Annotated in this window: 23 protein-coding genes and 2 pseudogenes; 8 read left to right on the top strand and 17 right to left on the bottom strand. The window is 64.5% G+C overall.

The genetic code is table 11. The features are described 5' to 3' along the window. Positions 1 to 3: 3 nt before the first annotated feature. Positions 4 to 1,311, bottom strand: a complete 1,308-nt coding sequence (locus tag ACX80V_RS04070) for an MFS transporter (protein WP_485842081.1) — start codon at positions 1,309 to 1,311, stop codon at positions 4 to 6. A gap of 335 nt (positions 1,312 to 1,646) precedes the next feature. Here ACX80V_RS04070 and ACX80V_RS04065 point away from each other — a divergent pair. Continuing rightward, a pseudogene (locus tag ACX80V_RS04065) lies at positions 1,647 to 1,946 on the top strand (polyprenol phosphomannose-dependent alpha 1,6 mannosyltransferase MptB); the annotation flags it as partial. A gap of 191 nt (positions 1,947 to 2,137) precedes the next feature. Here the strand turns inward: ACX80V_RS04065 and ACX80V_RS04060 are convergent. The 11 genes from ACX80V_RS04060 to ACX80V_RS04010 form a co-directional block, all read right to left on the bottom strand. Continuing rightward, positions 2,138 to 2,593 (bottom strand): nucleoside deaminase, encoded by a 456-nt coding sequence (locus tag ACX80V_RS04060; RefSeq protein WP_485842080.1) that lies wholly within the window; start codon positions 2,591 to 2,593, stop codon positions 2,138 to 2,140. Between the two features lie 100 nt (positions 2,594 to 2,693). Next, positions 2,694 to 3,920 (bottom strand): glycosyltransferase 87 family protein, encoded by a 1,227-nt coding sequence (locus ACX80V_RS04055; protein WP_485842079.1) that lies wholly within the window; start codon positions 3,918 to 3,920, stop codon positions 2,694 to 2,696. Between the two features lie 61 nt (positions 3,921 to 3,981). Next, on the bottom strand, positions 3,982 to 5,307 hold the full coding sequence (locus tag ACX80V_RS04050; protein WP_485842321.1) for a glycosyltransferase family 87 protein: 1,326 nt from the start codon (positions 5,305 to 5,307) through the stop codon (positions 3,982 to 3,984). 158 nt (positions 5,308 to 5,465) lie between these two features. Further along, the gene (locus tag ACX80V_RS04045) at positions 5,466 to 6,575 is read right to left on the bottom strand and encodes a GTP pyrophosphokinase (RefSeq protein ID WP_485842078.1); all 1,110 of its coding nucleotides are present in this window, start codon (positions 6,573 to 6,575) and stop codon (positions 5,466 to 5,468) included. 51 nt (positions 6,576 to 6,626) lie between these two features. Further along, a complete protein-coding gene (locus tag ACX80V_RS04040; protein WP_485842077.1) occupies positions 6,627 to 7,664 on the bottom strand; it encodes a LacI family DNA-binding transcriptional regulator in 1,038 nt (345 codons plus the stop codon). Positions 7,665 to 7,710: 46 nt separating this feature from the next. Next, the gene (locus ACX80V_RS04035) at positions 7,711 to 8,829 is read right to left on the bottom strand and encodes a Gfo/Idh/MocA family protein (RefSeq protein WP_485842076.1); all 1,119 of its coding nucleotides are present in this window, start codon (positions 8,827 to 8,829) and stop codon (positions 7,711 to 7,713) included. Next, positions 8,814 to 9,512: a ThuA domain-containing protein gene (locus tag ACX80V_RS04030; protein WP_485842075.1), complete on the bottom strand. Its 699-nt coding sequence runs from the start codon at positions 9,510 to 9,512 to the stop codon at positions 8,814 to 8,816. Before ACX80V_RS04030 ends, ACX80V_RS04035 begins: the two co-directional genes overlap by 16 nt. A 42-nt stretch (positions 9,513 to 9,554) precedes the next feature. Then, on the bottom strand, positions 9,555 to 10,733 hold the full coding sequence (locus ACX80V_RS04025) for a Gfo/Idh/MocA family protein (protein WP_485842074.1): 1,179 nt from the start codon (positions 10,731 to 10,733) through the stop codon (positions 9,555 to 9,557). Positions 10,734 to 10,759: 26 nt separating this feature from the next. Continuing rightward, entirely contained in the window at positions 10,760 to 11,674 is a 915-nt protein-coding gene (locus ACX80V_RS04020; RefSeq protein ID WP_485842073.1) for a carbohydrate ABC transporter permease, read from the bottom strand. After that, positions 11,674 to 12,582 carry a carbohydrate ABC transporter permease gene (locus ACX80V_RS04015; protein ID WP_485842320.1) on the bottom strand — a complete coding sequence of 303 codons (909 nt, stop codon included), beginning with the start codon at positions 12,580 to 12,582 and terminating at the stop codon, positions 11,674 to 11,676. The genes ACX80V_RS04020 and ACX80V_RS04015 overlap by 1 nt, the downstream gene beginning before the upstream one ends. Then, on the bottom strand, positions 12,579 to 13,883 hold the full coding sequence (locus ACX80V_RS04010; protein WP_485842072.1) for an extracellular solute-binding protein: 1,305 nt from the start codon (positions 13,881 to 13,883) through the stop codon (positions 12,579 to 12,581). The genes ACX80V_RS04015 and ACX80V_RS04010 overlap by 4 nt, the downstream gene beginning before the upstream one ends. Positions 13,884 to 14,161: 278 nt before the next feature. On the opposite strand from ACX80V_RS04010, the gene ACX80V_RS04005 reads away from it, so the two are divergent. The 4 genes from ACX80V_RS04005 to ACX80V_RS03990 all read left to right on the top strand — a co-directional run bounded on the left by ACX80V_RS04005 (position 14,162) and on the right by ACX80V_RS03990 (position 18,787). After that, positions 14,162 to 15,214: a LacI family DNA-binding transcriptional regulator gene (locus ACX80V_RS04005; RefSeq protein ID WP_485842071.1), complete on the top strand. Its 1,053-nt coding sequence runs from the start codon at positions 14,162 to 14,164 to the stop codon at positions 15,212 to 15,214. A gap of 136 nt (positions 15,215 to 15,350) precedes the next feature. Further along, complete coding sequence (uriH, locus tag ACX80V_RS04000) at positions 15,351 to 16,379, top strand: uridine-preferring nucleoside hydrolase UriH (RefSeq protein ID WP_485842070.1); 1,029 nt, start codon at positions 15,351 to 15,353, stop codon at positions 16,377 to 16,379. Next, complete coding sequence (uriT, locus tag ACX80V_RS03995; protein ID WP_485842069.1) at positions 16,380 to 17,807, top strand: uridine transporter UriT; 1,428 nt, start codon at positions 16,380 to 16,382, stop codon at positions 17,805 to 17,807. After that, positions 17,804 to 18,787, top strand: coding sequence for a ribokinase (locus ACX80V_RS03990; protein ID WP_485842068.1), 984 nt, complete (start codon positions 17,804 to 17,806; stop codon positions 18,785 to 18,787). Before uriT ends, ACX80V_RS03990 begins: the two co-directional genes overlap by 4 nt. Positions 18,788 to 18,879: 92 nt before the next feature. Here ACX80V_RS03990 and ACX80V_RS03985 read toward each other — a convergent pair whose 3' ends face one another. Together ACX80V_RS03985 and ACX80V_RS03980 are read right to left on the bottom strand one after the other, a co-directional pair. Next, positions 18,880 to 19,839 (bottom strand): polysaccharide deacetylase family protein, encoded by a 960-nt coding sequence (locus tag ACX80V_RS03985; RefSeq protein ID WP_485842067.1) that lies wholly within the window; start codon positions 19,837 to 19,839, stop codon positions 18,880 to 18,882. Positions 19,840 to 19,891: 52 nt separating this feature from the next. Next, entirely contained in the window at positions 19,892 to 21,418 is a 1,527-nt protein-coding gene (locus tag ACX80V_RS03980; protein WP_485842066.1) for a purine-cytosine permease family protein, read from the bottom strand. 109 nt (positions 21,419 to 21,527) lie between these two features. Between ACX80V_RS03980 and ACX80V_RS03975 the strand changes: the two genes are divergently transcribed. Next, the gene (locus ACX80V_RS03975) at positions 21,528 to 23,099 is read left to right on the top strand and encodes a helix-turn-helix domain-containing protein (protein ID WP_485842065.1); all 1,572 of its coding nucleotides are present in this window, start codon (positions 21,528 to 21,530) and stop codon (positions 23,097 to 23,099) included. A gap of 142 nt (positions 23,100 to 23,241) precedes the next feature. On the opposite strand, the gene hxlA is transcribed toward ACX80V_RS03975, so the two are convergent. Continuing rightward, complete coding sequence (gene hxlA / locus ACX80V_RS03970; RefSeq protein ID WP_485842064.1) at positions 23,242 to 23,865, bottom strand: 3-hexulose-6-phosphate synthase; 624 nt, start codon at positions 23,863 to 23,865, stop codon at positions 23,242 to 23,244. Between the two features lie 46 nt (positions 23,866 to 23,911). Next, the gene (gene hxlB / locus ACX80V_RS03965) at positions 23,912 to 24,508 is read right to left on the bottom strand and encodes a 6-phospho-3-hexuloisomerase (RefSeq protein WP_485842063.1); all 597 of its coding nucleotides are present in this window, start codon (positions 24,506 to 24,508) and stop codon (positions 23,912 to 23,914) included. A 154-nt stretch (positions 24,509 to 24,662) separates the two neighbouring features. Between hxlB and ACX80V_RS03960 the strand changes: the two genes are divergently transcribed. Then, entirely contained in the window at positions 24,663 to 25,991 is a 1,329-nt protein-coding gene (locus tag ACX80V_RS03960) for a LuxR C-terminal-related transcriptional regulator (protein ID WP_485842062.1), read from the top strand. 15 nt (positions 25,992 to 26,006) lie between these two features. Here the strand turns inward: ACX80V_RS03960 and ACX80V_RS03955 are convergent. Beyond that, positions 26,007 to 26,327: pseudogene (locus tag ACX80V_RS03955) on the bottom strand (radical SAM protein); the annotation flags it as partial. On the opposite strand from ACX80V_RS03955, the gene ACX80V_RS03950 reads away from it, so the two are divergent. Next, a complete protein-coding gene (locus ACX80V_RS03950) occupies positions 26,274 to 26,453 on the top strand; it encodes a hypothetical protein (RefSeq protein ID WP_485842329.1) in 180 nt (59 codons plus the stop codon). The pseudogene ACX80V_RS03955 and the gene ACX80V_RS03950 overlap by 54 nt on opposite strands. Position 26,454: the final 1 nt, after the last annotated feature.

The following is a 26,454-nucleotide window of genomic DNA, read 5'->3' as shown; positions in this document are numbered from 1 at the left end:
AAACTACCGGGTGTTGCTAGGCACAGCGTGGCGGGAGGCGGCGGGCAGCTTCAGTTGCCAGGTCAGGACGGCGCTGAGCAGGTAGAGCCCTGCAAAAATCCACATAACGCCGCCGACTCCGATCAAGGACAGGAACAGCGTTGCGATCAGCGGGCCAAGGAAAACCGACATGCCGGCGCCAAAGTTCAGGGCGGACATGGCTGCTCCTTTGTGTTCCGGTGCCAGTGACGGCATCAAGGCTGACAGCGGGACGAACCCGGCCAGGGTGGCGCCGTAGGCGGCACCAACAGCCATTGCCACGATCAGGTTCGGACCGACAGCGAGCGGTACGTAGTAGAACGCCAGAGTTGTCACGGCGCACCCGACGCCGCCGAAAAGAGCGATCGTCTGCCGCCAGCCAAACTTGTCGCCGACTATTCCGAAGATCAGGTTGAAGAAGATGTTGGTGAGGAACACCACGCTGAGGATCTGAAGCCACTCGCTGAGTTCGAACCCGATTTCCTTGGTGAAGAAGACCGGGAGGAACACCAGGAAACCGAACTGGGAGGCGGTGTTGATGGCCCGGACAGCAGCGCCCATGCCGATTCTCGGATTGCGCCAGAGGATGGTCAGGCTTGAGGCCAGCGTCGCAACGGGCTTCTCGCCCTCAGGAGCCAGTCGTGAAAAGCCTGTGCGTTCCCGGACCGTCGTGAGAACGACAAGTCCACCGACAATGACAAGTCCAAGAGCGATCCAGAGTGTGTTGAAAGCCCCGAGCGCCGGGATGGTCGCGCTTGCCAGCAAGGAGCCGAGGGTTGGCAGGCCGCCGGTGAACGCGAACCAGAACCATCCCACTGCTGAGCCCAGTCGGTTTGATGGAGTGCAGGCCGCGATCCACACCAGGAAGCCATAAGCAAAGAGCGGATACCCCAGTCCCCGCAGTCCGTAGCTGACCAGCAGCAGGGTGAAGTCCAAGGACGGGAGCGCGATCGTAAGAAGGACAAGCTGGAATGTCACCCAGAGGACGAGTCCCAGGATCATGACGCGGCGGGGACCCCAGAGGTCCGACAGGGCGCCCGAAGCCCAGGCGGCAACGCCGGCTGCGACTCCGTACACCGTGAACAGAAGCCCCACCTGGCCCTGTTCCAGCCCCCGGTCCAGCAGGAAAGTCGAGAGATACCCGGACTCAACTCCGTCGCCGATCATGAAGACAAGCAAACCGACAAACCCCCAGCGCAGCGCGTGGGGCATGCCGAGCCGGTCTGCCCAGGTGCGGGAGGGCGTCAGTTGCGAAGTTGGCGGAAGCGTGGAGGAAACGGAACGTGCGGCCATTGCAATCTCCTGGGTGGTGCGGCACGAACCGCTTCGTTGCGGAAGGCTTCTGATGCCGACGGGAAACTAAAGAGTATGTGATCTATCTAACGTCAGGTGCGTTCTTCTGTCAACTTAAACGTTAGAAATAACAATTTTAATGTTAGTCAAAACGGCCATCTGCTTGGCCAGATGCGATCTGGCCAGGAGGGCTGACGAGAAAATTGCGGTGACCGTTTTCCCGGTGGCTTTGATCCGTCCGGCGGATTCGTTGGATCCCGGGGATGCGCCAGCCCAGGAAGCCGTATCGGCCGGTGAGCGCGTTGGTGAGCTCAGGGATCTTTGAACCCACTCACGGCGGCACCATCGCGGACCTGCTGCGGACGGGCATGAAGCGGGCGGCCATCGGGCTGGTCCTGCTGCTGATGTTCCGCGGCGACTACTCGCGGGCGGTGCGCCGGCTGGCCCTGGCGTTCACCGCCGTCGTGATGCTGTCGCCCATCATCCAGCCCTGGTACATCCTCTGGTTCCTGCCGTTCCTGGCGGTGACGGGCATCCGGAACGACTGGCAGATCCGGAGCCTCTATGTGGGCGTGACGTTCTTTGTGGTGTTCGGCGCACAGGACCAGCTCTCGGTCTGGTCCTTTGTGGAGCTGGGTCCTGGACCAGCGCCGCTCCGCCCGGTGAGGCGGCCTCTCCCAGCTCCATCGACTTCTGCCCCGACCACTGCTCTACGCGGACCCGGTTCTAGGACTTCTCGTGGCAGACGACCGAAGCCCGAAGCACGGCGGAGTACAGACCATACATAACGTCTGATCCATTTCACCCGCGCTCCCTTGTGCGTGGACTACTCGGCGATGTCCTCCGCCCATAGCTCAGGGTGTTCGTCCTGGAAGGTGCGCATCATGTCAACGCATCGGGCATCATTCAACACCACCACTTCGATGCCGCGTGAGCGGAGAAGTTCGAATTCGCCGGGGAACGTCTCGGCCTCGCCCACCACCACGCGCGGAATCTTGAATTGGATAATGCTCCCGGTACACATCGCACACGGCGCCAGGGTGGTGTAGAGGGTTGTGTCCCGGTAGCTCTTCTGGCGTCCGGCAGCCCGCAACGCAGACATTTCGCCGTGGGCGATTGGATCGCCATGCTGGACACGCTCGTTGTGGCCGCTGGCAATCACTTCTCCGCCGCGGGCCAAGGCAGCACCGATCGGGATGCCGCCCTCCCGGAGGCTCTTTTGTGCGGCCTCGTAGGCAGCTTCGAAGACCGGGTCAGTGATGGTTCGTTCAGTTTCGGACATGCGTGCAGTCTAAATCGCGGGCGTCGAAGAATTGTTAGTGGGCGCTGACGGCCTGACATCAAAGGCTAGGTGACCAAGGCCTGGCCAACGGCCCGCCAGCTTAGGCCGTCCGCGCCTCGGGGACCGCCTGCGATTTGCGGCCAAGCTCCGCGGTCCGCTTCACCGACCACCACAGGAGCACCACCAGGAGCACGTTGCGCGTGGTCAGGATGGCGGCCATGACCGGGTGGGCGTGGATCAGGGGCGTGTAGAACAGCGGGTAGATCACAAACGTGGTCACCGCGATTCCCATCAGCAGGGCAGCGGGGACCTTCCACCGCTCCCAGTCGTGAGTCAGGCCCGCGATGATCACCGGCGCCAGCCAGATGATGAACTGCGGCGAACCCACCTTGTTGAACACGATGAACGCCGTGGTCATCATCAGCGCGCCCTCGAGGAAGAGTTCCTCCCGCTCAGCGCCGCGGTTCAGCGCCCGGACCAGCAGGACGGCGGCCACCACGGCGGCGAGGATCAGCAGGGGCTGCATCAGGAACGCGGCTACGTCCGCACCCGGGCCGTAGACCTCGGTGGAGTTGATGGCCGTGTTGTCCGCCATCTTGGAGCCGGCGATGTTGAACACGCTGAGCCACACCCACGGCGTGGAGAATGTGGCTTCCAGCTGCATGCCGCGCTCGCCCTGGTTGGTCAGGAAGTCCATGATGTGCGGCAGGCCGCCGGAAAGGTACGTGCCCACGCCCACGACGGCGGTGACTGCCACGCCGGCCGCCAGCACCTGGATCCGCTTGCGGCTGGCAATAACGATCGGCACCAGGACCGCTGCCGGCCACACCTTAAGCCAGGTGGCCACGCTCAGCAGGATCCCCGCCACCACGGGGCGTTCGGCCGCGTAAAGGAGGGCAATCAGCACGATGGGGGCGGTGATTCCCTCCACACGGGCGAAGCTGAGGTAGCCCATAAAGACGGTGAAAAACAGCCACCACCAGGCCGGGGCGATGCTCTTCACCATCCGCGCACCGCGGGTCAGGAAAGCGAGCCCGACGGCGTTCAGGGCTGTGATGATCAGGAACCAGCACAGGAGGTAGAGGCTGGGTCCGGCAATGTTCGCGAGGAAGATGGGGATCTGCGCCAGCACCGGGTACACCCAGGGGCTGATCTTGCCGTCCAGGCTGCCGGGGTTGTAGCCGTCCACGGCCCATTGGCGGTACTGCTCGGTGTCGCTGAACGTATCGCCGTTGAGGAAGAAGGACGCCATCCAGCCCAGGAAATACAGGTGGATGACCGCGAAGCCCCACCAGACGCTGGACGGACGGGCGAACCAGTCCACCACTCGGGCGGGCAGGACGGTGCTGCGGACGCTGACCAGCCGGTCGAAGAACTTCGTGGAAATCTCAGGACTCCTTGAGCGCGGGGACGGTCGCGGGAGTCTTTTTGCCCAGCGAGTAGAGGCGCCGGACCGACCACAGGAACAGGACCACCAGAAGGACGTTGCGGATGGTCAGCACGCCGGCCATGAGGGGGTTGTTGTGGCTGAGGGCATCGTAGAACAGCGGGTAGATGAAGAAGGTGGCCACGGCGATGGCGATGAGCATGGCGGCGGGGACCCGCCACTCACGCCAGCTGTGCGCCAGGCCCACTGCCACGGCCGGGGCCAGCCACACCATGAACTGGGGCGAGCCCACCTTGTTGAACACCACAAAGGCGGTGGCCAGGGTGAGCGCCCCGGCCAGCAGCAGCTCGGTGCGGTCCACGCCGCCGTCGGCCTTGCCGTTGCCGTTGAGCTTGCCGTTGTGCAGCGCCCAGAACGTCAGTCCGGCTACGAGCAGCGCGGCAAGGATGAGGAGCGGCTGCATGAGCACGGACATCACCGCGGTGCCGGGGCCGTCCACCTGCATGGAGTTGATATCGGTGTTCATGTACATCCGGGAGTCGCCGATGTTCAGCACGGACAGCCACAGCCACGGGGTGGTGAATGTTGCCTCGAGCTGCATGCCCCTGTCGCCCTGCTGGGTCAGGAAGTTCAGCAGCTTGGACACACTGCCAGCCGCGGCGGCGAGTGCCACCACCGCTGCTGAAGTGGCCACTCCGGCCAGCACCACCAGCAGGCGGTTCTTGACCACGGCGAACAGGGCCAGCATGACGGCGGCCGGCCACACCTTCACCCAGGTGGCCGCGGCGAGCAGGACCGACGCGATAAACGGCCGGCCCACACCATAGGCCAGGGCCACCAGGACGATCGGTGCGGTGAGGCCGTCCACGCGCGCGAAGCCCAGCCAGCCCATCAGCAGCGTGAAGATCAGCCACCACCAGCCCGCGGGGATCGCGTCCTGGTTGCGGCCACGGTCCGTGAGCTTGGCCAGGGCCCAGCCGTTGAGGATGGTGGTCATCAGCACCCAGAGGAAAAAGAACGGTCCGGGGCCGGCCAGCCCTGCCAGCGCCATGGGGATCAGCGCGAGGATGGGGTACACCCATGGGCTGGGGCCGCCGCTGAGGTTGGTTTCGTCAAAACCCGCCCGGGCCCACTCGCGGTAAATGAAGGTGTCGCTGAAGGCCTCGCCGCGCAGGGACAGCAGCGCCGCGAAAATCAGGAATCCCAGGTGCACCAGGATGAAGCCGGTGAGGAGCCCCCGCGGCGTGTTCAGCCAGGACCGTGCGCCCGCAGGCAGGATGACATTGCGGATCCGGGTGAGCGTGGCGAAGAATGCGTCCGTGGAAATGGCGGAATCCTTGTCAGAGAGGGGCAAAAACAGGTGCCGGATCTTGCCGCGGGGCTGGAGCCGGGAGCAACGGAGGTCCGTCTACAACAGCCTCCACCATGAGTCAAGGGTAGTTGAATCTCGGTGGTGCCCAATAATCCTGCGGTTCCGTGAGCGGTCTACTCGGACTGGGTCTGGCGGTAGCGCTCGATCTGTTTGAGCCGCCGCAGGAGGCTGTCGCGCCGCGGGTGCGGGACGGCGTCGGGCGCCTCTGCGGTGAGGTCGATGTGTTTGGTGCCGTACTGCCAGAGCAGGAGGTCATCCAGCAGGCGGTCCGGGCCTGGGGAGTAGCGGTGGTCCAGGGCCTTGCGGACCTCGGTGATCCGCTGGGCGCTGAGCAGGCCGGCCAACTGGACGGTCTGGTTGAGGCCGTGGGCGGCCATGAGCTCTGCGGCCCAGCCCCAGTCGTCATCCACTTTGCGGTCCACGTGCGGCAGCAGCGTCCGCCAGACGTCGCGGATCCGGTTGGGTGTGAGCTGCGCGGCGCCTTCACCGTCCAGGTCCCAGTAGCTGCGGACTTCCTCGTAGCGTTCGTGGAGGTCCGCGAAGGCGCTTTCCACGGTTTCCAGCATGGCGGCGGTGGCGGTGAACTGCCGGTCGAAATGCGGCGTCCAGGCGCGGGGATCCTCAGCCTTGAAACGGATGTCGTGCTCGATCTCGCTCCACGCGTGGGCGAAGACGGTGCGGATCTGGCATTCAAAGAAGTAGCTGCCGTTGGCCGGAATGTCCGGGTTGAAGGCCTGCTGGTAATCCTTGACGGCCTCGTTCTGGATGGTGCGCAGGATGAGGTGGCGGCTGGAGTAGCCGTACGTGCCGGACTCGATGGAACCGATGTCCTTCTCGCGGTCGCCGCGGCAGTCGAAGACCTGGCGCTGGCGCTTGATGATGTTGGCTACCAGCGCATTCTCCGCGGGCAGTTTGGTGATGACGCGCACGCCCACCATGTCGTTGAGGGTGCGGAACGGGTCCGGGAACTTCAGTACCGGCGGACCGCCGGGTTCCAGAGGTTCCTCAATCCGAGAAATCTTCTCCCGGAACGATTCCACCGACTTGGTGCGCCCGGTGACAAACAGCGGCGTGACCTCGGTGTCCTTCAGCATGTCGCGGAGGATGTGGAGAACGTCTTTGGTGACCAGCTTCAGGGCAGGGCGGACGCGCTCGTAGATCTCCACGTTTTCCTGCACGGATTCACGCAGGCTGATGTCCAGGCTGTCCCAGTTACTCGGCATGTCCCCAGCTTACGGCGGGGGTGTGACAGCGGGTTGTCATGCGGCACAGTGTTATGCCGAGGTGGAGTTGCGGACCACCAGGGAGCTCTCCAGCGTCAGCTGCGGCTGCTCCAGCCGGTGGCCTTCCATGAGCCGGCGCAGCTGCCCGCCTGCCTTCAGCCCCAGCGAGGTTGCCGGCAGGTGCACGCTGGTCAGGCTGGGATTACTCGTCGCGGAGTACGGCAGATCATCGAAACCGGCAATGGCTAGCTGGTCCGGGATCTGCACGCCTGCCACCCGTGCCTCCTGCAGCACGCCGTAGGCGTGCGTGTCAGTGCAGCAGACGACGGCGGTGACCCCGGCCTGCTGCCATGCCGGCCAGGCGGCGGCGAACGCGGCGGCGGACGCGCCGACGTCGATGGTGGTGCTGATGATGTGGCCGGGCTCCACCGTTATTCCGTGGGCCGCTGCCTCCTCCAGGAAGGCTTCGCGGCGGATGGCGAACGTGGCCGTGCCGGTGACGCTGTCCACGTAGGCCACCCGGCCGTGGCCCGCCCCGGCCAGATGCGCGGCCAGCTGGCGCGCGCCGTGCGCAACGTCCAGATTCACGGACGGGGCGTACGCCTCCAGGCCCGGGGCATCGAGCAGGACCACGGGTCCGGCGGCGGAAAGTTCTTCCAGGAATTCGGCGTTGGGGGCACCCACCAGCAGCCCGGCCGGCCGGAGCGCCATCAGCTTCCGGACGTCGCCCGCCTGCGGAAATTCACCCGCCTCGGTGACCGACAGCAGCAGCTGGTAATCAGCCCCGAGTGACTCGCGGACCCCGGCGATCACCTTGGCGAAAAACGGGTTGGAGATGTCCGGGGACACGAGGATCACGATGGAGCTGACGCCCTTGGCCAGCGAGCTGCCGATGCCGTCCACCACGTACCCAAGCTCGGAAATGGCGTCCCGCACCCTGGCGATGTTGTCCTCAGAAACGCGGCCGGCGGTCTTGCCGTTGGCCACCAGGGAAACGGTCGCCGTCGAGACGCCGGCTCGGGCCGCGACCATGGCGGCGGTGATCCGCCCAGAGCGGACGGATTGCTGCACCTGCTCCGCGGATTCCATACGTCGATCGTAATAGGCCGGGACGTTCCGCATTGCACCCGCGATCCTACGCGCTGACCTCCTGAACGCGGGCGTCATCCGGCGATGCGGTGAGGGGCACAGGTTCCGGCCGTGACGCCGTGCTTTTGATCGGGACCATGGATCCGCTGCGGGCCGATTCGAGCACAGATTCCATGACTTCAAGCGCGTGGTAGGCCAGTCGGCCGCCGGCGCGCGGTTCTGCTCCCTCCGGTGTCGCCGCCAGATCGGCGATGCCGAACCCTCGGCCGGAGTCCCTGTACCCGGCCGAGACCGGAAGGGTTTTCCATGAGTCGGCGCCGAGGGTGAACAGTTCCACGTCACCGTCGAAGTGGTTCGGATCCGGAACCACCAGGGAGCCGCGCTCACCGTGGACCTCGATGTTGGAGGACCTGGTCTTGACGGCGTCGAAGCTCATGACCAGGGTGGACAGAGCCCCGTTCGCGTGGACCAGGATTCCCGTCACGTGCGAGTCCATATTGACCGGAATTACCTCGCCCGCCCGGGGGCCCGATCCGATGGTCCGCTGGGTCCGCGTGTGGCTGGCCGCCCCGGTCACGGAGACCACCGGCCCAAGCAGGGTGACCAGCGCACTGACGTAATACGGGCCCATGTCCAGCAGCGGGCCCCCGCCGGGCTGATAGTAAAAATCGGGGTTGGGGTGCCAGCGTTCATGGCCGGGCGTGACCATCGTGGCGGTGGCCGAGATGGGGGAACCGATCAGGCCGTCGTCGATCGCTTTGCGGGCGGTCTGGATGCCGGTTCCGAGGACGGTGTCCGGGGCGCAGCCGACGGCGACACCGGCCGCCGCCGCCGCTTCCATTACCTGGCGGGCCTCGCCGGTCGTGGCCGCCAGCGGCTTCTCCCCGTAGACGCTCTTGCCTGCGGCGATTGCCTTGAGGGCCACTTGGGCGTGGGCGGCGGGAATGGTCAGGTTCAGGACCAGGTCCACGTCATCGGCGGCGATCAGTTCGTCGACCGTGAGCGCCCGGACGCCGTCGTAGCCATCGGCGACCGCCTGCGCGCGGGACGGATCCAGATCCGCCACCGCAACGAGTTCGATGGCATCGAGCCGCCGGAAGTTTGCGAGGTACTGGGCGATGATGGCCCCGCATCCAATGATTCCTACTTTCAACGGCTTGCCCACAGCAGGCCCCTTTCGATGATGGTGCGGACGTTGCTGTCCTGGAGGATTTCCACCCGGTGTCCGGGGGTGGCGACGAAGATCCGCCCCTGGCCCCATTGCCGGGTCCAGATGGCCGGCGAGGTCACTTCGCGGTTCCAGGGATCCCAGGCGCGGACCTTCTGGGTGGTGGTGGCGAGGACATCGACGTAGTCGTCGGCCAGCACCCAGTACTGTTCGGTGACCAGTTCGAAGTCGCTGATGCCGCGCGTAATGGGATGGATTTCCGCGGCGGGAAGCATGTTGATGGTGTACGGGACGTAGTTGTCGGACTGTTCGCCGGTGCGCTCGTCGGGATGGTTGCCGGGATGGCAGGCAAACTGTCCGCCGATCAGGTGGAGGTAGTCCGAGGTATTCCGGTAGGAGTCGGCGATCCCGCCGTGCCAGCCAGCCAGGCCGGTCCCGTTCTCGACGGCGGTCCGCAGGCCCTCGAATTCATCCTTCTCGATGGTGGACATCGTCATGCACTGCATGATGAGGTCAACGCCGGCCAGGTAGTCGGCATCGGCGTAGATCTTGGGGGATTCTTCGACCCGGACGTCAAAGCCGTTGTCCTTCAGGTACGGAATGAAAAGTTCTGTTGCCTCTATGGGCTGGTGTCCATCCCAGCCGCCACGGACCACGAGTGCGGTCTTTCTTTCTGTCATGGGTTTTCCTTTGCTGGGCTTCCGTGTTCTGTACTCAACGTCCTAGACCTTCTGCCATTGGCTGGAGTTCGCCGCGCTGTCCTCGACTGCGGCCAGCACCTGCTGGACCTGTAACGCATCGGCGAATGACGGTTCTGGCTGGCGGTTCTCCGCGATGGCGGTTACGAGGTCCACCACCTGGTGGGTGAAACCGTGTTCGTAGCCCAAACCATGGCCGGTGGGCCACCAGTTGCCGACGTATGGATGCTCGGGCTCGGTGACAAATATCCGCCGGAACCCGGCGTCGGGGGATTCGGCCGCATCGTAGACGGACAACACGTTCATTTCCTCGAAATCGAAGGCCAGCGACCCCTTGGTGCCGTTCAGTTCGAGCCGCATCGCGTTCTTGCGGCCCAACGCGTAGCGGGTTGCTTCGAAGACACCGATGGGACCACCGTCGAACCGGGCGCTGAAGATCGCGGCGTCGTCGACCATGACGTAACCGCGCGGCGCGTCGTTGCCTGAATCGCCGTGTCCGCCCAGGCCGACGAGAGCGCCGGCCAACGGACGCTCAGCAACGAATGTTTCCAGCAGGGCCGAAACGCCGGTTATCTTCTGCCCGGTGATCCACTGCGCCGCGTCGATGCTGTGCGCACCGATATCACCGAGGGAACCGGAACCGGACTTGCTCTTGTCCAAGCGCCACGTCATGGGCGCGTTCTCGTCTGAGAGCCAGTCCTGCAGATACTGCGCCCGCACGTGCCGGATGGTTCCGAGCCTGCCTTGCTCCACGAACCGCCTGGCCAGGGCCAGCGCGGGCGTCCGCCGGTAGCTGAAGCCGCACAACGAGAACACTCCGCGTTTGGCGGCCGCCTCCGCCGCAACGGTCATCCGCTCTGCTTCCTCCACGGAGTTGGCGAGAGGCTTTTCGCACAGCACGTGTTTGCCCGCCTCGAGGGCGGCGATCGCGATCTCGGCGTGCGTGTCGCCAGGCGTACAGATGTCGATCAGGTCAATGTCATCGCGCTCTATCAGCCGCCGCCAGTCTGTCTCCGCGGAGTTCCAGCCCAGCTTGTCGGCCGCGGCGCGGACGCCGTCTTCGTTCCGGCCGGCTACAGCCGTCAGTTGGGGTTCAAGCGGCAGGTCAAAGAACCGGGGTGCTGTCCGCCATGCGTGGGAGTGGGCGGCGCCCATAAAGGCATAGCCCACCATGCCGACGCGCAATGGCTTTGCGGAAGTCATTGATTTCCTTTCGTAAGAATTTCGGGTTACTTGCTGAATCCGGCGGTCAGGCCGCTGAGCAGCTGGCGCCGGGCGATGACGTAGATGACCAGCAGCGGCAACGTGGCGAGCACCACGGATGCCAGCACAGCGGGGATGTTGACACTGAACTCCCCTTGGAATGTCCATAGCGACAAGGGGAGCACCCGGGTGGAAGGGCTCTGCGTCAGGATGAGCGGGAAAAGGAAGCCGTTCCACACGTGCAGGGCGTTGTAGATGCCCACGGTGATGACGGCGGGCTTGGTCATGGGCAAGGCAAGCCGCCACATCATCGCCCAGTCTGAGCAGCCGTCCAGGCGCATGGATTCGAACAGCTCGTTGGGCACATCCCGCATGAAGTTGGACAGGATGAGGACGGAGATGGGGATCGCGAAGGCGATGGACGGGAGTACCAGTGCGAGCAACGTGTCGTAGAGGTGGGCCCTGGTGATCATCCAGTAAATCGGGATGATCGTGGCATGCAGCGGAATGGCCAGGCCGAGGAGGAAGAGGTTGTTGGTCCAATTCAGGAACCTGCCCTTGCCACGGACAATCGCGTAGGCGGCCATAAACGCCACGAACAATCCCGGCACCACACTGCCCACGGTCACAATGAGGCTGTTCATGAAGTACTTGGCAAAGTCGTTCTCAAGCACCAGTTTGTAGTTGTCCAGCGTCGGCTCGGTGGGCGGCATCATCGGGTTCGACGTGAAAAATCCGGCCTGGTTCTTCAGGCTGGTCACCACCACGTAGTAGACGGGGACGATGATGAACGCCAGCCAGGCCCAGCCGCCCAGGCCACCCAGGAAGTTGGGCCGCTGCCGGGCGGTGCGGGCGGTGCGCCGGTTGGGGCGCCGCCCTACGTTGCCAGGACGGCGTTCGACGGCGGCAGGAGACGTGGGTAGCTGAATCTCGGTGGCCATCAGGCACCTTCCAGTTGGCTGTCGTTGCGGTTTTTCCCGCCAAGGCGCTGCAGCAGCAGGGCCAGGACCAGGCCGATCACCACCAGGATGACGCCCAGGGCGCTCGCGGCACCCATGTCATTGGCCTTGAATCCGGTCAGGTACATGTGAAGGGGCAGCAGGCGGGTGGCATAGCCGGGTCCGCCGGCGGTCAGGACGAAAATGAGGTCAAAGTACGCCAGTGAGCCCACCACCATCAGCGTGGAGGAGGTGATGATGGTGTACTTCAGCTGCGGCAAGGTGATGCTGAAGAACTGCTGGATGCGCCCCGCGCCGTCGATCTGCGCGGCCTCATACAACGACGTGGGGATCTGCCGTACGCCGCCTTGGTAGATCAGCGTGTGGAACGGCACGAACTGCCACGCGATCACAAAGACGACGACGAACAGCACCAGGTCTGAATTGCCCAGCCAGTCCTGCGTAAGGAGCGGCAGTCCTAGGCCCGGACCCAGCCCGAAGTTGGGATCCAGCAGTGCCTTGAACGCGATGGCCACGGCGGCCGAGGAGAGCAACAGGGGCACGAAGTACAGGACGGCAAGCGCCGCCCGGTACTTCTGGCCTGCAGCCGTGAAGACGCCCAGCAGCAGGCTGATCGGCGCCTGGACGATGAAAGAGAAGAACATGATCTTCGCTGTCACCAGTAGTGCGTTACCCGTGATCGGATCGGTCAGGACCGTGGTCCAGCTGGAGAGCCCATCAAGCGTGATTTCGCCCAGCCCGTCCCACCTCGTGAAACTGAGGAACAGCACACCGAACAACGGGATGATCGCGAAGAGGAGGAAGAAAACGAGGGCTGGGGCGGCCAGCCACCCCGACGGACCCTTCTCCAGGGTCGGCCGGGAAGCTCGGGTGGTAACTGACACAGCTATTTTCCGATCGTTGCGTTCATCGTTGCGACAAACTGCTCCGGGGTGATCTTGTTCAGGAAGATCTGATCCAGGTTGGCGAGCATGGCGTCGCCCTGTGCCGGGCTCAGTGCCTGGTCCCAGGAGAGCTGGAAGTTGGGAGCGTCCTTGGCCAGGCCGTACGCGAAGTTCAGGAATTCCTTGTCCGGCGACGCTTCCAGCTTGCTTTCGATGCCGGTGACCACCGGCACTGCGCCGGAGTCGATCAGGGTCTGGGTGTCCGCGTCGGTGAACATTCCCTTCTTGATGTACTCAAGGGCGGCTGCCTTCTGGCTGTCCGTTGCCTTTGAGGAGACGGACCAGAAGTTGGACGGGTTGCCCACGATGTTGGCGGGATCGCCTTTGCCGCCTTCAACGGTGGGGAATGTGGTGAAGCCCAGCTTGCCGCCCTTGGTGAAGTCCGGCGCGTCCTTCTTCATGCCTTGGTAGATCCAGCCGCCGTGGAGCACCATCGCAGCTTTGCCTGTGTAGAGCAAGGCTTGGTCCGCGTTGGAATCGGCTGCGATCGAGGAGAAGCCATTGATGAAGCCGCCGGCATTGACCAGGTCCTGGATCTTGGTCAGGGATTCGACCACCGCAGGGTCTGACCAGGCATCGGGCTTGTTGGCCGCAATGTTGTTGAACACGTCCGGTCCGCCGATGCGGTCCACCAGGTATTCAAGCCACATCAGGTCCGGCCATTTGGACTGGCCGCCCAGGGAGAAGGGAGCCACCCCGGCCTCTTTGAACTTAGGTACGAGGGCCATCAGCTCGTCCCAGGTTTTGGGTGGCTGGGCGCCGATCTTGTCGAACAGATCCTTGTTGTAATAGAGCACAACCGGCTGGACGTTGTTGTTGGGCAGGGCGTAAATCTTGCCGTCAACCTGTCCGTTTTTGATGATCGACGGCAGGTAGCGGTCCTTGACTTCCGGGTTTTCCGCAATGAAGTCCGTGAGGTCCTCGATCTGACCGGCGTCAACGTAGGACTTGAGGACACCGCCGCCCCATCCGTAAATGAAGGTGGGCCCTTCACCGGCGCCGATGGCGGTGCGCACTTTGGTTTTGTAGGCGTCGTTGGCGAAGAAGTCGAGCTTGATGGACTGGTCAGTGTGTGACTTGTTCCAGGCATCAACGGAGGCCTGGAAGTTTGCCTGGTTCCCGCCGGTCAGGGCCCACATCGAGGGTGAATCGGCGCTGACATTTGCGGGGCCGCTGGAACCGCAGGCGGCCAGGGTGAGCGTGAGCGCGGCGGCCAGGGCCGTGGAACGCAGCTTTCGATTGAACATATGGTTTCCGTCCATCCTTCGGGGGGTCGTCACTGAGCGCCCGGTGTGAGTTCAGAATCCAGCCTCAGGAGAGAGTCAGCGCTGTGACTGGAGTTGGTTTCATCCAAAGCCTTCGAAATATTTCGATAATGCTTTCGGTTGAGTGAAATAAAGGTAATGGACATCACGAGGGGGCGTCAAGGCTTTTTGTGCCACAAATTCCACTAGTGCATTGACGCAGCGGGCGGTTTGCTGCAAAACTGGCGGAGCGAAAACTTTCGAAAATCGAGGAGCAGTAAATGACGGCCGTCGAGCAACGCGGAAAGCTCACCCTGGCAGCGATTGCCCAGGAGGCCGGCGTTTCCGCGCCCACAGTCTCGAAGGTCATTAACGGCCGGGATGATGTGGCGGCGGAGACCCGGTCCAAGGTGATGGCCGTGCTGGCGCGCACCGGCTACAAGTCCCCGGTCCAGCAGCGGCGGAACCTTGCGGGCCGGCAGGCGGTGGAGGTGGTCTTTGATTCGCTGGACTCCGCCTACTCCATCGAAGTCCTCAACGGGATCCTGGATGCGGCCGGTGCCGCGGACATTGAAGTGCTGCTGAACGTCACCAGTAAGCAGGGGCCTTCGCGGTTGACCCCGGAGCAGCGGGCCCGCCGCATTGTGGACGAGGGGCGCTGCGGAATGATCGTGGTGACGTCCGCGTTCAGTGAGCTCCAGCTTGATGCCTTCAACCGGAGGGGGGTTCCCACTGTGGTCATTGATCCGCTCAATCCGCCAGCCGGAAACGTGGTCAGCATCGGCGCCACCAACTGGGCTGGCGGTAAGGACGCAACGTCCCACCTGCTGGATCTTGGCCATCGCAGGATCGCCTACCTGGGAGGTCCGGATGGTGCCGAATGCAACCAGGCGCGGCTCCACGGCTACCTGGCTGCCTTGCGGGCGAGGAATGTCCCGGTGGACGATCGCTACATCGTCCAGGGCAGCTTCAGGTCCGAGGCCGGCGTCCGGGGCATGAAGCAGCTGCTGCAGCTGGAGGAGCCTCCCACTGCAGTTTTTGCCGCAAATGACACCGTTGCCCTGGGTGCGCTTGCCGAGGCGCGCCGGCAGAACGTGCGGGTGCCGGAGGACCTGAGCCTGGTGGGGTTCGACGGCACGTACCAGGCAGAGGAATCCGTTCCTGCGCTGACCTCCGTGGCCCAACCGCTGCAGGAGATGGGCCGGGCAGCGCTGCGCTTCATCCTGCGCCAAATGCGCGGAGAGACGCTGGACTCCCGAAGGGTCGAGTTGGCCACGAATCTCGTCATCCGCGAATCCACGGCTCCGCCGCTGGCGCTCGCGCCCCTGGCCTGAACTGCGCGGCCTGAACTCGGGGGCGCAGCAAGACGTCAAGCGTTTGACGTGCAGCAACGTTAAGCGCTTGACGTGCGGCTTGGGCAGGTGTCATGATCTCCGTGAATACTTTCGGCCACTGCTTCGGCAGGCCCCAATGACGTGGAGATTTAACGTGGAATCCAAACCGATGAAACCCGGCCCCAAGAAAATCATTCTTGACTGCGACCCCGGGCATGACGATGCCGTGGCCATCCTGCTCGCCCACGGCAACCCTGACATTGAACTGCTGGCCGTCACCACCGTTGTGGGCAACCAGACGCTCGAAAAGGTCACCAAGAACGCGCTCGCGGTCGGGACCATCGCCGGCATCACCGGGGTGCCTTTTGCCGCCGGCTGCGGCCGGCCCCTGGTCCGCACCATCGAAACCGCACCGTCCATCCACGGCGAGACCGGCATGGACGGCCCCGCCCAGCCCGAGTCCACCATCGAACTGGACCGGCGCCACGCCGTCGACCTCATCATTGACACCGTGATGGCCCACGAACCGGGCACCGTCACCCTGGTCCCCACCGGCGGCCTCACAAACATCGCGCTGGCAGCCCGCAAGGAGCCGCGCATTGTGGAACGCGTCAAGGAAGTTGTCCTGATGGGCGGCGGCTACCACGTGGGCAACTGGAGCGCCGTGGCCGAATTCAACATCATCATCGACCCCGAAGCCGCCCACATCGTGTTCAACGAAAAATGGCCCGTGGTGATGGTGGGCCTGGACCTCACCCACCAGGCCCTGGCCACTCCGGACGTGGTGGCGAAGATCGCAGTTGTGGGTACCGCACCCGCCAGGTTCGTGATGGAACTGATGGAGTTCTTCACCCAGACCTACAAGGACGCCCAGGGCTTTGACTTCCCGCCCGTCCATGATCCGTGCGCCGTGGCCTATGTGATCGATCCCAGCATCGTCACCACCCGCAAGGTTCCGGTGGACATCGAACTGCAGGGCACACTGACGCTCGGCATGACCGTGGCCGACTTCCGCGCCCCCGCACCGGACGACTGCACCACCTCCGTGGCCGTTGACCTGGACCACGCCCGGTTCTGGGACCTCGTCACGGATGCCCTGGTGCGCATCGGCGAACCTGCCGTTCTTGAACCTGCCGGCCTCGCCGCAGCCACGGGAGGCAAGTAAATGAGTGCCACCCTCACCGATGCAAAGACCAGCCGCGGCAACGTCACCGCCCTGATGGTCGCCCTGCTGGCCGCGTGCGTCGCCTTCCAGCTCAACGCCTCCATGCTCAGCCCGGCACTGGTCACCATGGGCAAGGAACTGAACACCGATCAGGCCGTCATCGGCCTCTCACAGACCTGGTTCTTCACCGCGGCCGCCCTGTTCTCCCTCTTCCTGCCCCGCCTGAGCGACATCATCGGGCGCAAGAAGATCCTGATCGGCATGATGCTCCTGATGGCCGTCGGTTCGGTCATCGCGGCCATGGCCCCGGACGTGACCTGGCTCTTTGTGGGCCGCATCATCCAGGGCGTCAGCGGCCCCACCGTGCCTTTGTGCCTCATCATGCTGCGCTCCGCCGTCAGCAACCCGCGCAAATACGGGACGCTCATGGGCCTTATCACCGCGGTCAACGGCGGCGTGGCCGGCGTGGACTCCTTTGTGGGCGGCTACTTCGCCGAGCACTTCGGGTTCCGCAGCATCTTCTGGCTCATGGTGGTCCTGGCCCTCGTCGCCACCGCCCTGATTGCCTTCCTCGCCGGCGAGAGCAAGCCGGCCGCGGGCACCTCCATGGACTGGCTCGGCGTGTTCTTCATCGTCGTCGCCGTGGGTGCGCTGCTCACCGCCCTGAACGAGGGCTCCAAGCTGGTGGGCGCCTTCGCGCCTGGCACGCTCCTGCTGGCCATCGGGCTGGTGGTGGTTGCCGCCGTCGCGTTCTACTGCTTCTGGACCGTGGAAAAGCGCGCCAAACAGCCCATGGTGGAAACCGTCCACTTGCGCCAGCGCTCCACCTGGGCGCCGCTGCTGACCACCACGCTGACCATGACCGGCATCTTCGCCGTCATCAACGGGATCGTGCCGGCGTATGTGCAGGCGGCTGACCCCGGTTTCGGCATCGGCCCCACCGAAATGTCGCTCATCATCCTTACCCCGTATGCCCTGCTCGGCTGGCTTGTGGGTCCCCTCAGCGGCAGGCTCGCGCCCATTCTCGGCTACACCAAGGTCCTGCGCATCGGCATGCTGGGCAGCATCGCCGCCCTGGCCATCATCGCGTTCTTCGGCCTCAGCAGCCTGCCCATGATGATCGCCGGAACCGTCTTGCTGGGCATCATGTACGCCGGTACGGTCAACATCATGCTGAACGGACTCGGAGTTGTCCTCTCACCCGCCGGAAACCCGGGGTTCCTGCCCGGCATGAACGCGGGCGCCTTCAACCTGGGCGCCGGCCTGAGCTTCCTGGTGCTGCCGGCAGCGCTGGTGGCCACTTCGGCCCTCGGCGACGCCCAGGCGTCCTACGTCTCCGTGGTGGTGACGGGCCTGGTCATCACGGTGGCCGCGTTCGCCGCGTCGCTCCTCATCCCCAAGCCCGTCGAGGCTGAGGTGACCGAATGAGTTCCGCAACAGCCGGCACCCAAGGCCGGATCGTCGTCGTCGGTTCCCTGAACGCGGACCTGACCATCTATTGCGAGCGGCTGCCGCTGCCTGGCGAGACGGTGCACGGCAACGGATTCGCCGTGAACCCGGGCGGCAAGAGCGCCAACCAGGCCGTCGCCGCCAGCCTGCTGGGCGGGAACGTCAGCCTGGTGGGTGCCGTCGGTGTGGACGCCAACGGCGACATGCTCCTGTCCTCCGCTGCCGGCGCCGGGGTGGACATCTCCGGCGTGCGGACCTCAGCAACCGAGGCCACCGGCGTCGCCGTCATCGCCGTGGATTCCAACGGCGAGAACAACATCATCATCTCGGCCGGCGCCAACGGCACCCTCTCGCCGGCGGACGTCGCCGCCGCGGCGGAAACGTTCGACGGCGCCGCAGTGGTCTGCCTCTGCCTGGAGGTCAGCCTCGACACGGTTGAGGCCGCCGCCCGGGCAGGGCACGACGCCGGCGCCACAGTTCTGCTGAACCTCTCGCCTTACACGGAGATCCCACAGCAGCTGGCGGACCTGACCGACGTCCTGCTGGTCAACGCCCACGAGGCGTCGCTTTTCCTCGGCTCGGCCGCAATTCCCGGCAGCGACGCGGATGCCAACGACTGGGAAGCGGTCAGGCTGCGTTTCGCCGAGCGGGGGCTCCAGCGCGTCCTGGTCACGCTGGGGGCCTACGGCTCCATGGTGCTGGATTCGCTGGCCCCTTCCGGGCAGCAGCTGGTCCGGGTGGCACCCATCAAGGTCAAGGCCGTGGATACCACCGGCGCGGGCGACGCCTTCACGGGGGCGGTAGCCGCCCGCCTGGCAGCCGGTGCGCCGCTGGCTGACGCCGCCGCCTTCGCCTCGATTGCCGCCGCGCTGGCCACCACCCGCAAGGGAACGCAGGCAGCCTATCCGCAGGTGACGGACGTGGAGCGCCTGCTCGCTTCGGTTGCCGGCGCACTTTAGCGGACTGACGTACGGAAACGCGGGAAACGCCGACGGCGGCAGTCTCCTGCCGCCGTCGGGCGCTTCTTTTCTTTGGGGTTGCGGAGCCCGGGCTACCGGCTGTGGCTGCCGGATGGTTTCCGCTGGTGAACGGCGGCCGGCGTGAACCGGGCTCCCGTGTCCGGGAACGAAGGGACCTCGATCCGGGCGTGGGTGTGGACCTCCTCGACGGTCCTGCGGGTGTGCTCGGCGATCTCTTCCATGGTGGTGACCCACATGCCGTCCATTGATTTCACCCGGTCAATCAGCTTTTCCAGGGCGACGGCCTTGGACGGCCGTCCCGAGATGAACGGGTGGTTGGTCAGGACAAAGCAGCTGCCCTGGGCATGGTGTGCCTCCGCCTCCAGGGTCCACATTTCCAGGACCTTGGCCGGGCTTTCGATGACGCCGCTGCCGGTGACTCCGGGGTAGAACGCGTACTGTTCCCAGTCGTCCAGGGTCCAGTCGACCGGGATTTCCACGATGTCCCGGCTGTCGCCGGGGGCGACGCTGAAACGGTACGGTGCGTCGCCGTCTAGCAGGCTCGAATCGTAGAGGAAACCGCGGTCCGCCAGGAGCGCCGGGGAGTGCCAGTTCAGTTCCCACCACGGCGCACGGTACCCCACCGGTTCCACGCCGACCTTCGCGAGGGACTCGAGCCCGCGGTCGATGTAGCGGGCCTCGGTCTCGGCGTCGATCCCCTGCATGGGTTCGTGCAGGTACCCGTGGTGGGCCACCTCGTGCCCGGCGTCCACGATGCGCCGGACCGTGTCCGGGTAGCAGTCTGCCGTGAAGCCGGGAACGAAGAAGGTGGCCCGGATGTCCTGTCGCTGGAGGATCTGAAGCAGCCGCGGGACCGCCACCTTGGGCCCGTACGACTGGTGGGTCATCAGGGACATCCGGCGCGTGCTCTTCGGATCGTGGGCGATGGTGCAGGATTCGGCGTCGACGTCGAACGTGAAGGACGCTGCTGCCCGCTTGCCTTCAGGCCAGGTGATGGGGTGGGCTGAATCCGCGAATGCTTCAAAGGTCATGGTGTGGTTCCTAGAGTTTCAGTGTCCGTCAGTAGTTCAGGTCCGGGGCGTTTCAGAGACCGGCGGGAGCGTTGGTCCGGGCGGCGACTCCCAGGTCTGCGGACGCCGGGTGGGCGTCCGCATTCGTTTGGTCGGCCTCGAGGTATTTGCGGTGGACCTTCGGCCCGAGGATGGTGTAGGTGCCTGCACTGGCAAGGCCGCCGGCAAGCCAGGACAGGTCCCAGCCGCCCAGGGCCACGGCAATGGGCCCCTGCATCGCCGGAACGAGTCCGTACATAAACAGCCAGGTGGCGAAGATGCCGACCAGGAGGGAAACGACGCCTGCCCAGTTGACGCCGGGGAGGCGTTTGGTGCCGACGGCGTCGAAGAGCCTCTCCGGGTTGCCCGGCCAGCGCTTCTCGATCCAGAAGTAGTGGACCAGCATGACTCCGCCCCACGCGGCAACCCACGCCACGAGCCCGATGAGCCAGGCGTCGAGGACTGTTGCGAAGTCTTCCTGGAAGATGAAGAACACGACGGCGGCGAGGGAGAAGACGCCGACGAACAGGTTGAGTTTGCGGCGGCTGATGGTGATGTCCAGCGACTGCGTGGCCACGGAGAAGGTGTAGATGTTGAGGATGTTGGTGGCGATGGGGCCGTGCAGCACCATGAGCAACACCGGCAGCGCGAGGACGCCGAAGTTCTGGACGATGAGCTTCCCTGGGTCGATTTCGCCGCTGTTGGTGGCCAGGCTTGCGCCGAGGATTCCCAGCCAGACAACGGGGATGAACTGGCCAAGGACCGACGCCAGGTAGACCTTTTTCTTGGGAACTTGGGTGCTCACGAACCGGGAGTAGTCTGCGGCGTAGGTGAACCAGGTGATGCCCCAGCCGATGCCGATGGCGGTCATCACGGCGCTCATGGCCGCGATCCGTTCGGAGCCTTCCAGGATGTTGCCGGCGGGACCGGCGTACGTCCAGTTGATCTTCATGCCGAACCAGGCAACCGCGGACATCACGGCCAGGATGAGGATGGTGGGCGGCACGGTCCACTTTTCGAAGGCGGCGATGGCTTTGTAGCCGAACCAGGCGATGGCTACCTGCGCGGCCATGATGGCGGTGGCGACGCCGATCTTCCAGCCATAGTTGTGTGCTGCGGGATCCACCCATCCGAGCGTGCCGAAGAGTGCCATGACCAGGTCCAGGATGATCCACGTGTTAACCGCGCACCAGCCGATCACCAGGACCGCCTGGATGGCTGCCGGCAGGTAGTTGCCGCGGCGGCCGAAGGCTGCGCGGGCCAGGACCATGCCGGTGGCGCCGGTCTTTTGGCCGAGGAGCACAAAGCAGCCGAAGAGCAGCATGCCGATTAGGTTGCCCAGGACCAGGACGATGACGGTATCCGCGAAACCCAGCCCCAAGTGGATTCCGAGGGCACCCAGGACCCAGTTGATGGGCGCCAGGTTGGCGCCGGCCCAGATCCAGAACTGACCGGAGACCTTGTGTGTCCGCTGGGATTCGGGGATCGGCTGGAGCCAGGCTTCGCAATCTTCAAGTGCAGGTTGCTGTCCTGCTCCTGCGGTTGAGGGTTTTTGTTGCATTGGGGCCTCTTCGTTGAGGGGATGGGGATTCCTCAAGATTATGTGTCCCAGGCCACATGCACCACATACAATGTGTCTTGAAGTTTATGAGAAAAAACGACGGAGTGTCATGCCAATACGCCTGCAGGATGTTTTGAAACATTCCACCCTCACGCCCGCGGATCCGGTGATCCGCGCTGCGGCGGCCATTGCGGCCCAGACGCAGCTGCGCTGGATTCACTCCAGCGAGGTTTTGGACATTGCCCCGCTACTTGGCGGCGGTGAACTGTTGCTGACCGGCGGCCAGGCTCTTGCTTTGGCAACGGACAAACGGCGCGCGGACTACATCTGGGAGCTGGCAGAACGCGGCGTGGCCGCGCTGGCCATAGAGACTGGCACGGAGCTGGCCTCGATACCGTCGTCGATGGTGGCAGCAGCTGAGGCGGCCGGCCTTCCGCTGATAGAGCTTCGCAAGGTGGTGCCCTTTGTAGGCGTGATGGAAGCCATCAACTCACTCCTGGTGAGCGAAACTGCTGCCCAGCTGCAGCAGGCTGACCGGGCCAGTCACGCGATGGCGGTGGAGTTGGCCCACGGCGGCAGTCTTGACCGGATCCTGGGTGTCCTGGCGGACGCTACCGGCGCGGAAGTTGTCCTGACATCCACCGCGGGTGCCCCGCTGGCCAGCGCACTGCCGGCTGATCATACGGTTGAGCCGGAGCCCGCCGAATCCAGCGACGCGCCGGACCGTGCCCGGACCATCCAGGTTGACGTGTCCGTGCGTGGCATTCCTTCAGCCCGCCTCAGCCTTCATGCCCTGGCGGGAGCCGACGTGAACCTGGCGAGGATCGCAGGGAACCGCTCGGTGGACATTCTGGCGTTGGCACTGCTGCAGCGCATGCCCCCCGGCCTCAAGGAGATGGCGGGTGCGGCGCTGATCCGCGCCGTCGATTCCGGAACTCAAAACTGGCGGCTCCAGCAGCTCGCTCCGGCAGCCGGGATCCCGTTGGCCGCGCAGCTGGTGGCTGTTGTGGTTCGTTCCCCCGGCTCACGGCAACCCCGGATGGCTGTGGAGCACGTGCTGGAGCGGGTGGGGCATCACAGTGCAAGCTACGCCGACAACGCGGAACTCTTGGCGCTGGCCGTGCTCCGCCCCGGGAAGACGCAGGAAGACCGGGACTCAATTCTGGCCGGACTGCAGTCGCTGGCGTTGCCGGAGGGAACCCTCAGCGCCGTCGGACCGGTCGCCGCCGGAATAGCCGCCGCGCCGTGGTCCCTCGCGGAGGCCCGGCTGACGCTGGAACTTGCAGCCGGCGCCGAGTTGGCAGCATCCAGGCCCGGGTCGCGAGAAGGCGGCGCGGTGCTGGACGCACAGAACTTCGCTGTGGAGCGGCTTGCCGTGCAGACCATGGGTGAGGCGCCGCGGGAGGAGTTCATTACCCAACAGCTGGGTGCGATCCTGGACCACGACGCGCAACGTCGTTCCCTGTTGGTTGAGACGCTGCGGGTCTGGCTGGACTCCGGCTGCAACACGGCGCAGGCGGCGCGTGAGCTCCATGTGGAGCGGCAGTCCATGCACCAGAGGCTGCAGCGGATTTTCTCGCTGTGCGGCGGCGACCCCCGGGGTACGGGCAGGCTCGCCGCGCTGCACCTGGCGACGAAGCTCGTGCGGCTGCCCCGCGCTGGATCTGTTACGCGTAACTAGAAGCGCGCTGTACGCAATGGGTTGAGGGTGGTGAGACCCCGCTACAGCAAGGTCCTGAAGAACGGCGAGAAAGTCAGCTCGCTTTCTCTGACACCGAGTCCGAGCGCCGTCTCGCCGTCCTCCGCCGCATCGTGCGTAAGGATCAGGCGATGGCGGCCCGGAGCTCCTTGGCTGCCAATGCGGGATCAGTTGCACCATAAATGGCACCGCCGGCTACGGCAACCTCGGCGCCGGCCCGCTGGACGGCTTCGATGGTGGAGAGGTTAACGCCGCCCGCCACTGAGAAGGGGACGCGTGCTTCGGCACCGGCACTGAGTAGTCCATCCAGGTCGAAGCCAGGCTGTGCCTGCTCGTCCAGGCCTGCGTGGAACTCCACGAATTTGGCGCCGAGGGCGCGTGCTTCCTTGGCCCTGGTCACCTTGTCCGGCACGCCAATGAGGTCCACGACGATGCCTTTGTTGTGTGCACGGGCCGCCTTCACGGCGCCGGCGATGGTCGAATCGTCGGCGCTTCCCAGCACGGAGACGAGGTCTGCGCCGGCCTTGAATGCGATGTCGGCCTCAAGTTCTCCGGCATCCATGGTCTTCATGTCGGCGAAAACGATCTTGTCAGGGTGGGCCTGCTTGACTGCGGTCACAGCCGTAAGTCCGGCTGCCTTGATCAGGGGCGTACCGAGTTCGATGATGTCAACGTACTCGGCCACCTTCCCGGCCAGCTCAAGCGCGTCTTCGGTGGTCAGGAGGTCCATGGCTACCTGAAGCTTCATGATGTTTCTCTTTCTGTTGGTGTTGGTATGGGGTAAAGGCAGGGGCTTATTCGAGGTTTGCGTGCCGGAGCCAGAGTTCCTCAGCCGGTGCGTCGGTGTCGTTCCAGATGGTTTGGAAAATGGATTCGGTGAGTACGAAGAGGACCTGTTCGAAGAGGCTTCCCGAATACTGGCGGGTGACACTGGAGCCGTGATCCGTCTTTTGCGCGGCAGGTACGATCACCAGGCAATCAGCCAGATCCGCGAGGCGGGAGTCGGGGTTGGTGGTCACCGCGGCCACGCGGGCACCGGCCGCCGCAGCTGTTTCGGCTGCCTTGACCACGCCGGATGTGGAGCCGGAGCCGGAAGCGACCAGAAGCACATCGCCGGCGCGGATGGCCGGAGTCGTGGTGTCGCCCGCTACGTGGACGTTGAGGCCGAGATGCATCAACCGCATGGCAGCCATGCGGAGGACGAGGCCGCTTCGGCCGGCACCGGCGACGAAAACCCTGTCGGCGGAACGGATGGATGCCGTCATTGCTTCCAGACGGTCTCCATCGACCTGGGCCGCGGTGCCACTGATCTCGCCGGCAATGAGGGACAAGTTCTGGAGAATTGCCCCGGGGCGGAGTCGGTCCGATGAACCGAGTGCTGTTGGACCCACAATTGTTTCCTTCGCTCTGTTGGAGGCGTCCATCCATCTGGGATGTATTCCGCCATTAATCCTGCCGCTGCTTTGGTATGGGTGTAACGCCCACAAAAGATGGTTATAGCTATACTTTCTGGTAGTTCGTGATCTGCGCCTGCCGAAAGGACCCATGACCAGCTCGCCAGTGCACAGGCTCCCACCCCTCACGCCGCATGGCAGCCCCGGAGTCCCGGGTTTGCCGTGGCCTTTGCTGCAGTCCATCGCGGCGGTGGCCAACGCGCCGCTGACCTCCATAGCGGAAGAACTACGGAAGGCGCTGGCTCCTTATCTCGGTAGCAGTGCCCTGGTGATCTTCACGGAGGACTGCACCGGCAGGCCCCGGAAAAAGGCGGGTTTGGAGAGCATCATCTCAGGCGTGTCCATCGATGAGCTGGACAGCCTCCGTGCTGCCCTCAGCGGGGAGGAACCTTGGGTGGGGGAGGCCGTGATAGCCGCAAAGGAACGTCCAGTTCTGGCGATGAAATACCTTTCCAGCAGGGCCTTGCTGGTGGTCACAGACCCTGTTGTGCCCGGTCCTGAGGCCGGCAGCGCGGAAGCGGACGCAGACATCGCCAAGTACCTTTGGCACCTAGCCGCACGCAGGATTCACGAAAAGGTCGCGGATGCTCCGCCTGCATATTTGTTGGAGTCCAGGGCGGCCTCAGCTGAACGCCTCCGGGTGACTTCCGAGCTGGTGGACCAGCACGCAACGACGCTTGAGATCGTCGCTGGGGCGCTGAGGTCATCGGCACTGGACGACGGCGCGGCGCGTGCAGCAGCCACGGATTTGGTGGCCAAAGCCCTTGTGCGGCTGCGCACGTTGAGCGACAGGACCACGGACCTGATCGAAGAACCGGTAGCCAGGGCATTCGAGCGCCTCAGGGAAGACCTTCTTCCGCTGACGCGTTTCAGCGGGGTGGAAGTGCAGTTCGTCGAGCCTCCCCTGACCGGGCGGGCGCTCCCGGGGGAAGTCGCCCATGCCGCCCGAGCCATTGTGCGCGGCTTACTGCTGGCCATGCTGGACCAGCCGGAAGTTCGAAGGGTCAGGGCGCAGTGGGATTGCGACGGCGAGAATCTGCTGATCAATGTCCGCGACGACGGCGGCGGCACTCTTGCCGCCGACGCATCCAGTTTGGGCAGGCTGGACCGGCGGGTTCAGGCCCTGGACGGAAAGATGCAGGTAGATGTTATGCCCGGCTGGGGTGCAGATGTCTCCGTGACGCTTCCATTGGATGCCCCGCAGGCTGCCCCTGCCGACGTCAGCGCTTGGAAATTGGGCAGCCGGGAGTTGGAAGTGCTGCAGCACCTGGCATCCGGTCAGCGGAACAGGTCCATCGCAGGCGCCCTCAACATCAGTGAAAACACGGTCAAGTTCCACGTGGGAAACATCTTCCGGAAGATGGGCGTCACCTCGCGTACGGAGGCAATAGCTCTGGCAACCAGCTTCGGCGTGCGGTGAATTGAAGCATTAACCGTCCGGTCGGATCAAAGGTTCGCCACCGGTGATTCGGAGTTCCCTCACACCCAGTCTCTCGAGACCGACCCCCACGATTCTCCGGATCTCATCCGCCGTCATGACGGCTTCCTTCGGTAGCCACTGCATGCCGTCTGCCGGCATGCAGTATGGGCAGCGAAGGTTGCATTTGTCTGTGACTGACAGCCGCAGGTCGGTTGCTTGGCGGCCAAAACGGTCCAGCAACTTCGAAGGCAATCCTGCCGGGCGTGACGTAGGTGCGGGCCCTTGATTGTTGTTCCCGGCCCGGTGGAGTACTGGGATGCCCAGCTGAACGGTCATGGTTTTGGGGCTGATGCCGCGTGGCGGGTGCTGTTGCCGTCAGCGGGTGCCAAGGTCGCTGTCAATGTACGAGCCGGGGCGGTTTTCGGTGTGGTGTTGGCAGTTGCAGCAGCTGTCCAGCTGTAGT

The organism is Pseudarthrobacter arbutini (assembly GCF_054510915.1).
Note: the sequence above shows the minus strand (reverse complement) of the source record. Positions and strands in the feature narration are given on the sequence as shown.

Bases quoted from the DNA above. Each gene is read 5' to 3' on its own strand.
- ACX80V_RS04070 (WP_485842081.1), bottom strand. From the start codon at position 1,311: ATGGCCGCACGTTCCGTTTCCTCCACGCTTCCGCCAACTTCGCAACTG.
- ACX80V_RS04060 (WP_485842080.1), bottom strand. From the start codon at position 2,593: ATGTCCGAAACTGAACGAACCATCACTGACCCGGTCTTCGAAGCTGCC.
- ACX80V_RS04045 (WP_485842078.1), bottom strand. From the start codon at position 6,575: ATGCCGAGTAACTGGGACAGCCTGGACATCAGCCTGCGTGAATCCGTG.
- ACX80V_RS04040 (WP_485842077.1), bottom strand. From the start codon at position 7,664: ATGGAATCCGCGGAGCAGGTGCAGCAATCCGTCCGCTCTGGGCGGATC.
- ACX80V_RS04030 (WP_485842075.1), bottom strand. From the start codon at position 9,512: ATGACAGAAAGAAAGACCGCACTCGTGGTCCGTGGCGGCTGGGATGGA.
- ACX80V_RS04025 (WP_485842074.1), bottom strand. From the start codon at position 10,733: ATGACTTCCGCAAAGCCATTGCGCGTCGGCATGGTGGGCTATGCCTTT.
- ACX80V_RS04020 (WP_485842073.1), bottom strand. From the start codon at position 11,674: ATGGCCACCGAGATTCAGCTACCCACGTCTCCTGCCGCCGTCGAACGC.
- ACX80V_RS04010 (WP_485842072.1), bottom strand. From the start codon at position 13,883: ATGTTCAATCGAAAGCTGCGTTCCACGGCCCTGGCCGCCGCGCTCACG.
- ACX80V_RS04005 (WP_485842071.1), top strand. From the start codon at position 14,162: ATGACGGCCGTCGAGCAACGCGGAAAGCTCACCCTGGCAGCGATTGCC.
- uriH (WP_485842070.1), top strand. From the start codon at position 15,351: ATGACGTGGAGATTTAACGTGGAATCCAAACCGATGAAACCCGGCCCC.
- uriT (WP_485842069.1), top strand. From the start codon at position 16,380: ATGAGTGCCACCCTCACCGATGCAAAGACCAGCCGCGGCAACGTCACC.
- ACX80V_RS03990 (WP_485842068.1), top strand. From the start codon at position 17,804: ATGAGTTCCGCAACAGCCGGCACCCAAGGCCGGATCGTCGTCGTCGGT.
- ACX80V_RS03985 (WP_485842067.1), bottom strand. From the start codon at position 19,839: ATGACCTTTGAAGCATTCGCGGATTCAGCCCACCCCATCACCTGGCCT.
- ACX80V_RS03980 (WP_485842066.1), bottom strand. From the start codon at position 21,418: ATGCAACAAAAACCCTCAACCGCAGGAGCAGGACAGCAACCTGCACTT.
- ACX80V_RS03975 (WP_485842065.1), top strand. From the start codon at position 21,528: ATGCCAATACGCCTGCAGGATGTTTTGAAACATTCCACCCTCACGCCC.
- hxlA (WP_485842064.1), bottom strand. From the start codon at position 23,865: ATGAAGCTTCAGGTAGCCATGGACCTCCTGACCACCGAAGACGCGCTT.
- ACX80V_RS03960 (WP_485842062.1), top strand. From the start codon at position 24,663: ATGACCAGCTCGCCAGTGCACAGGCTCCCACCCCTCACGCCGCATGGC.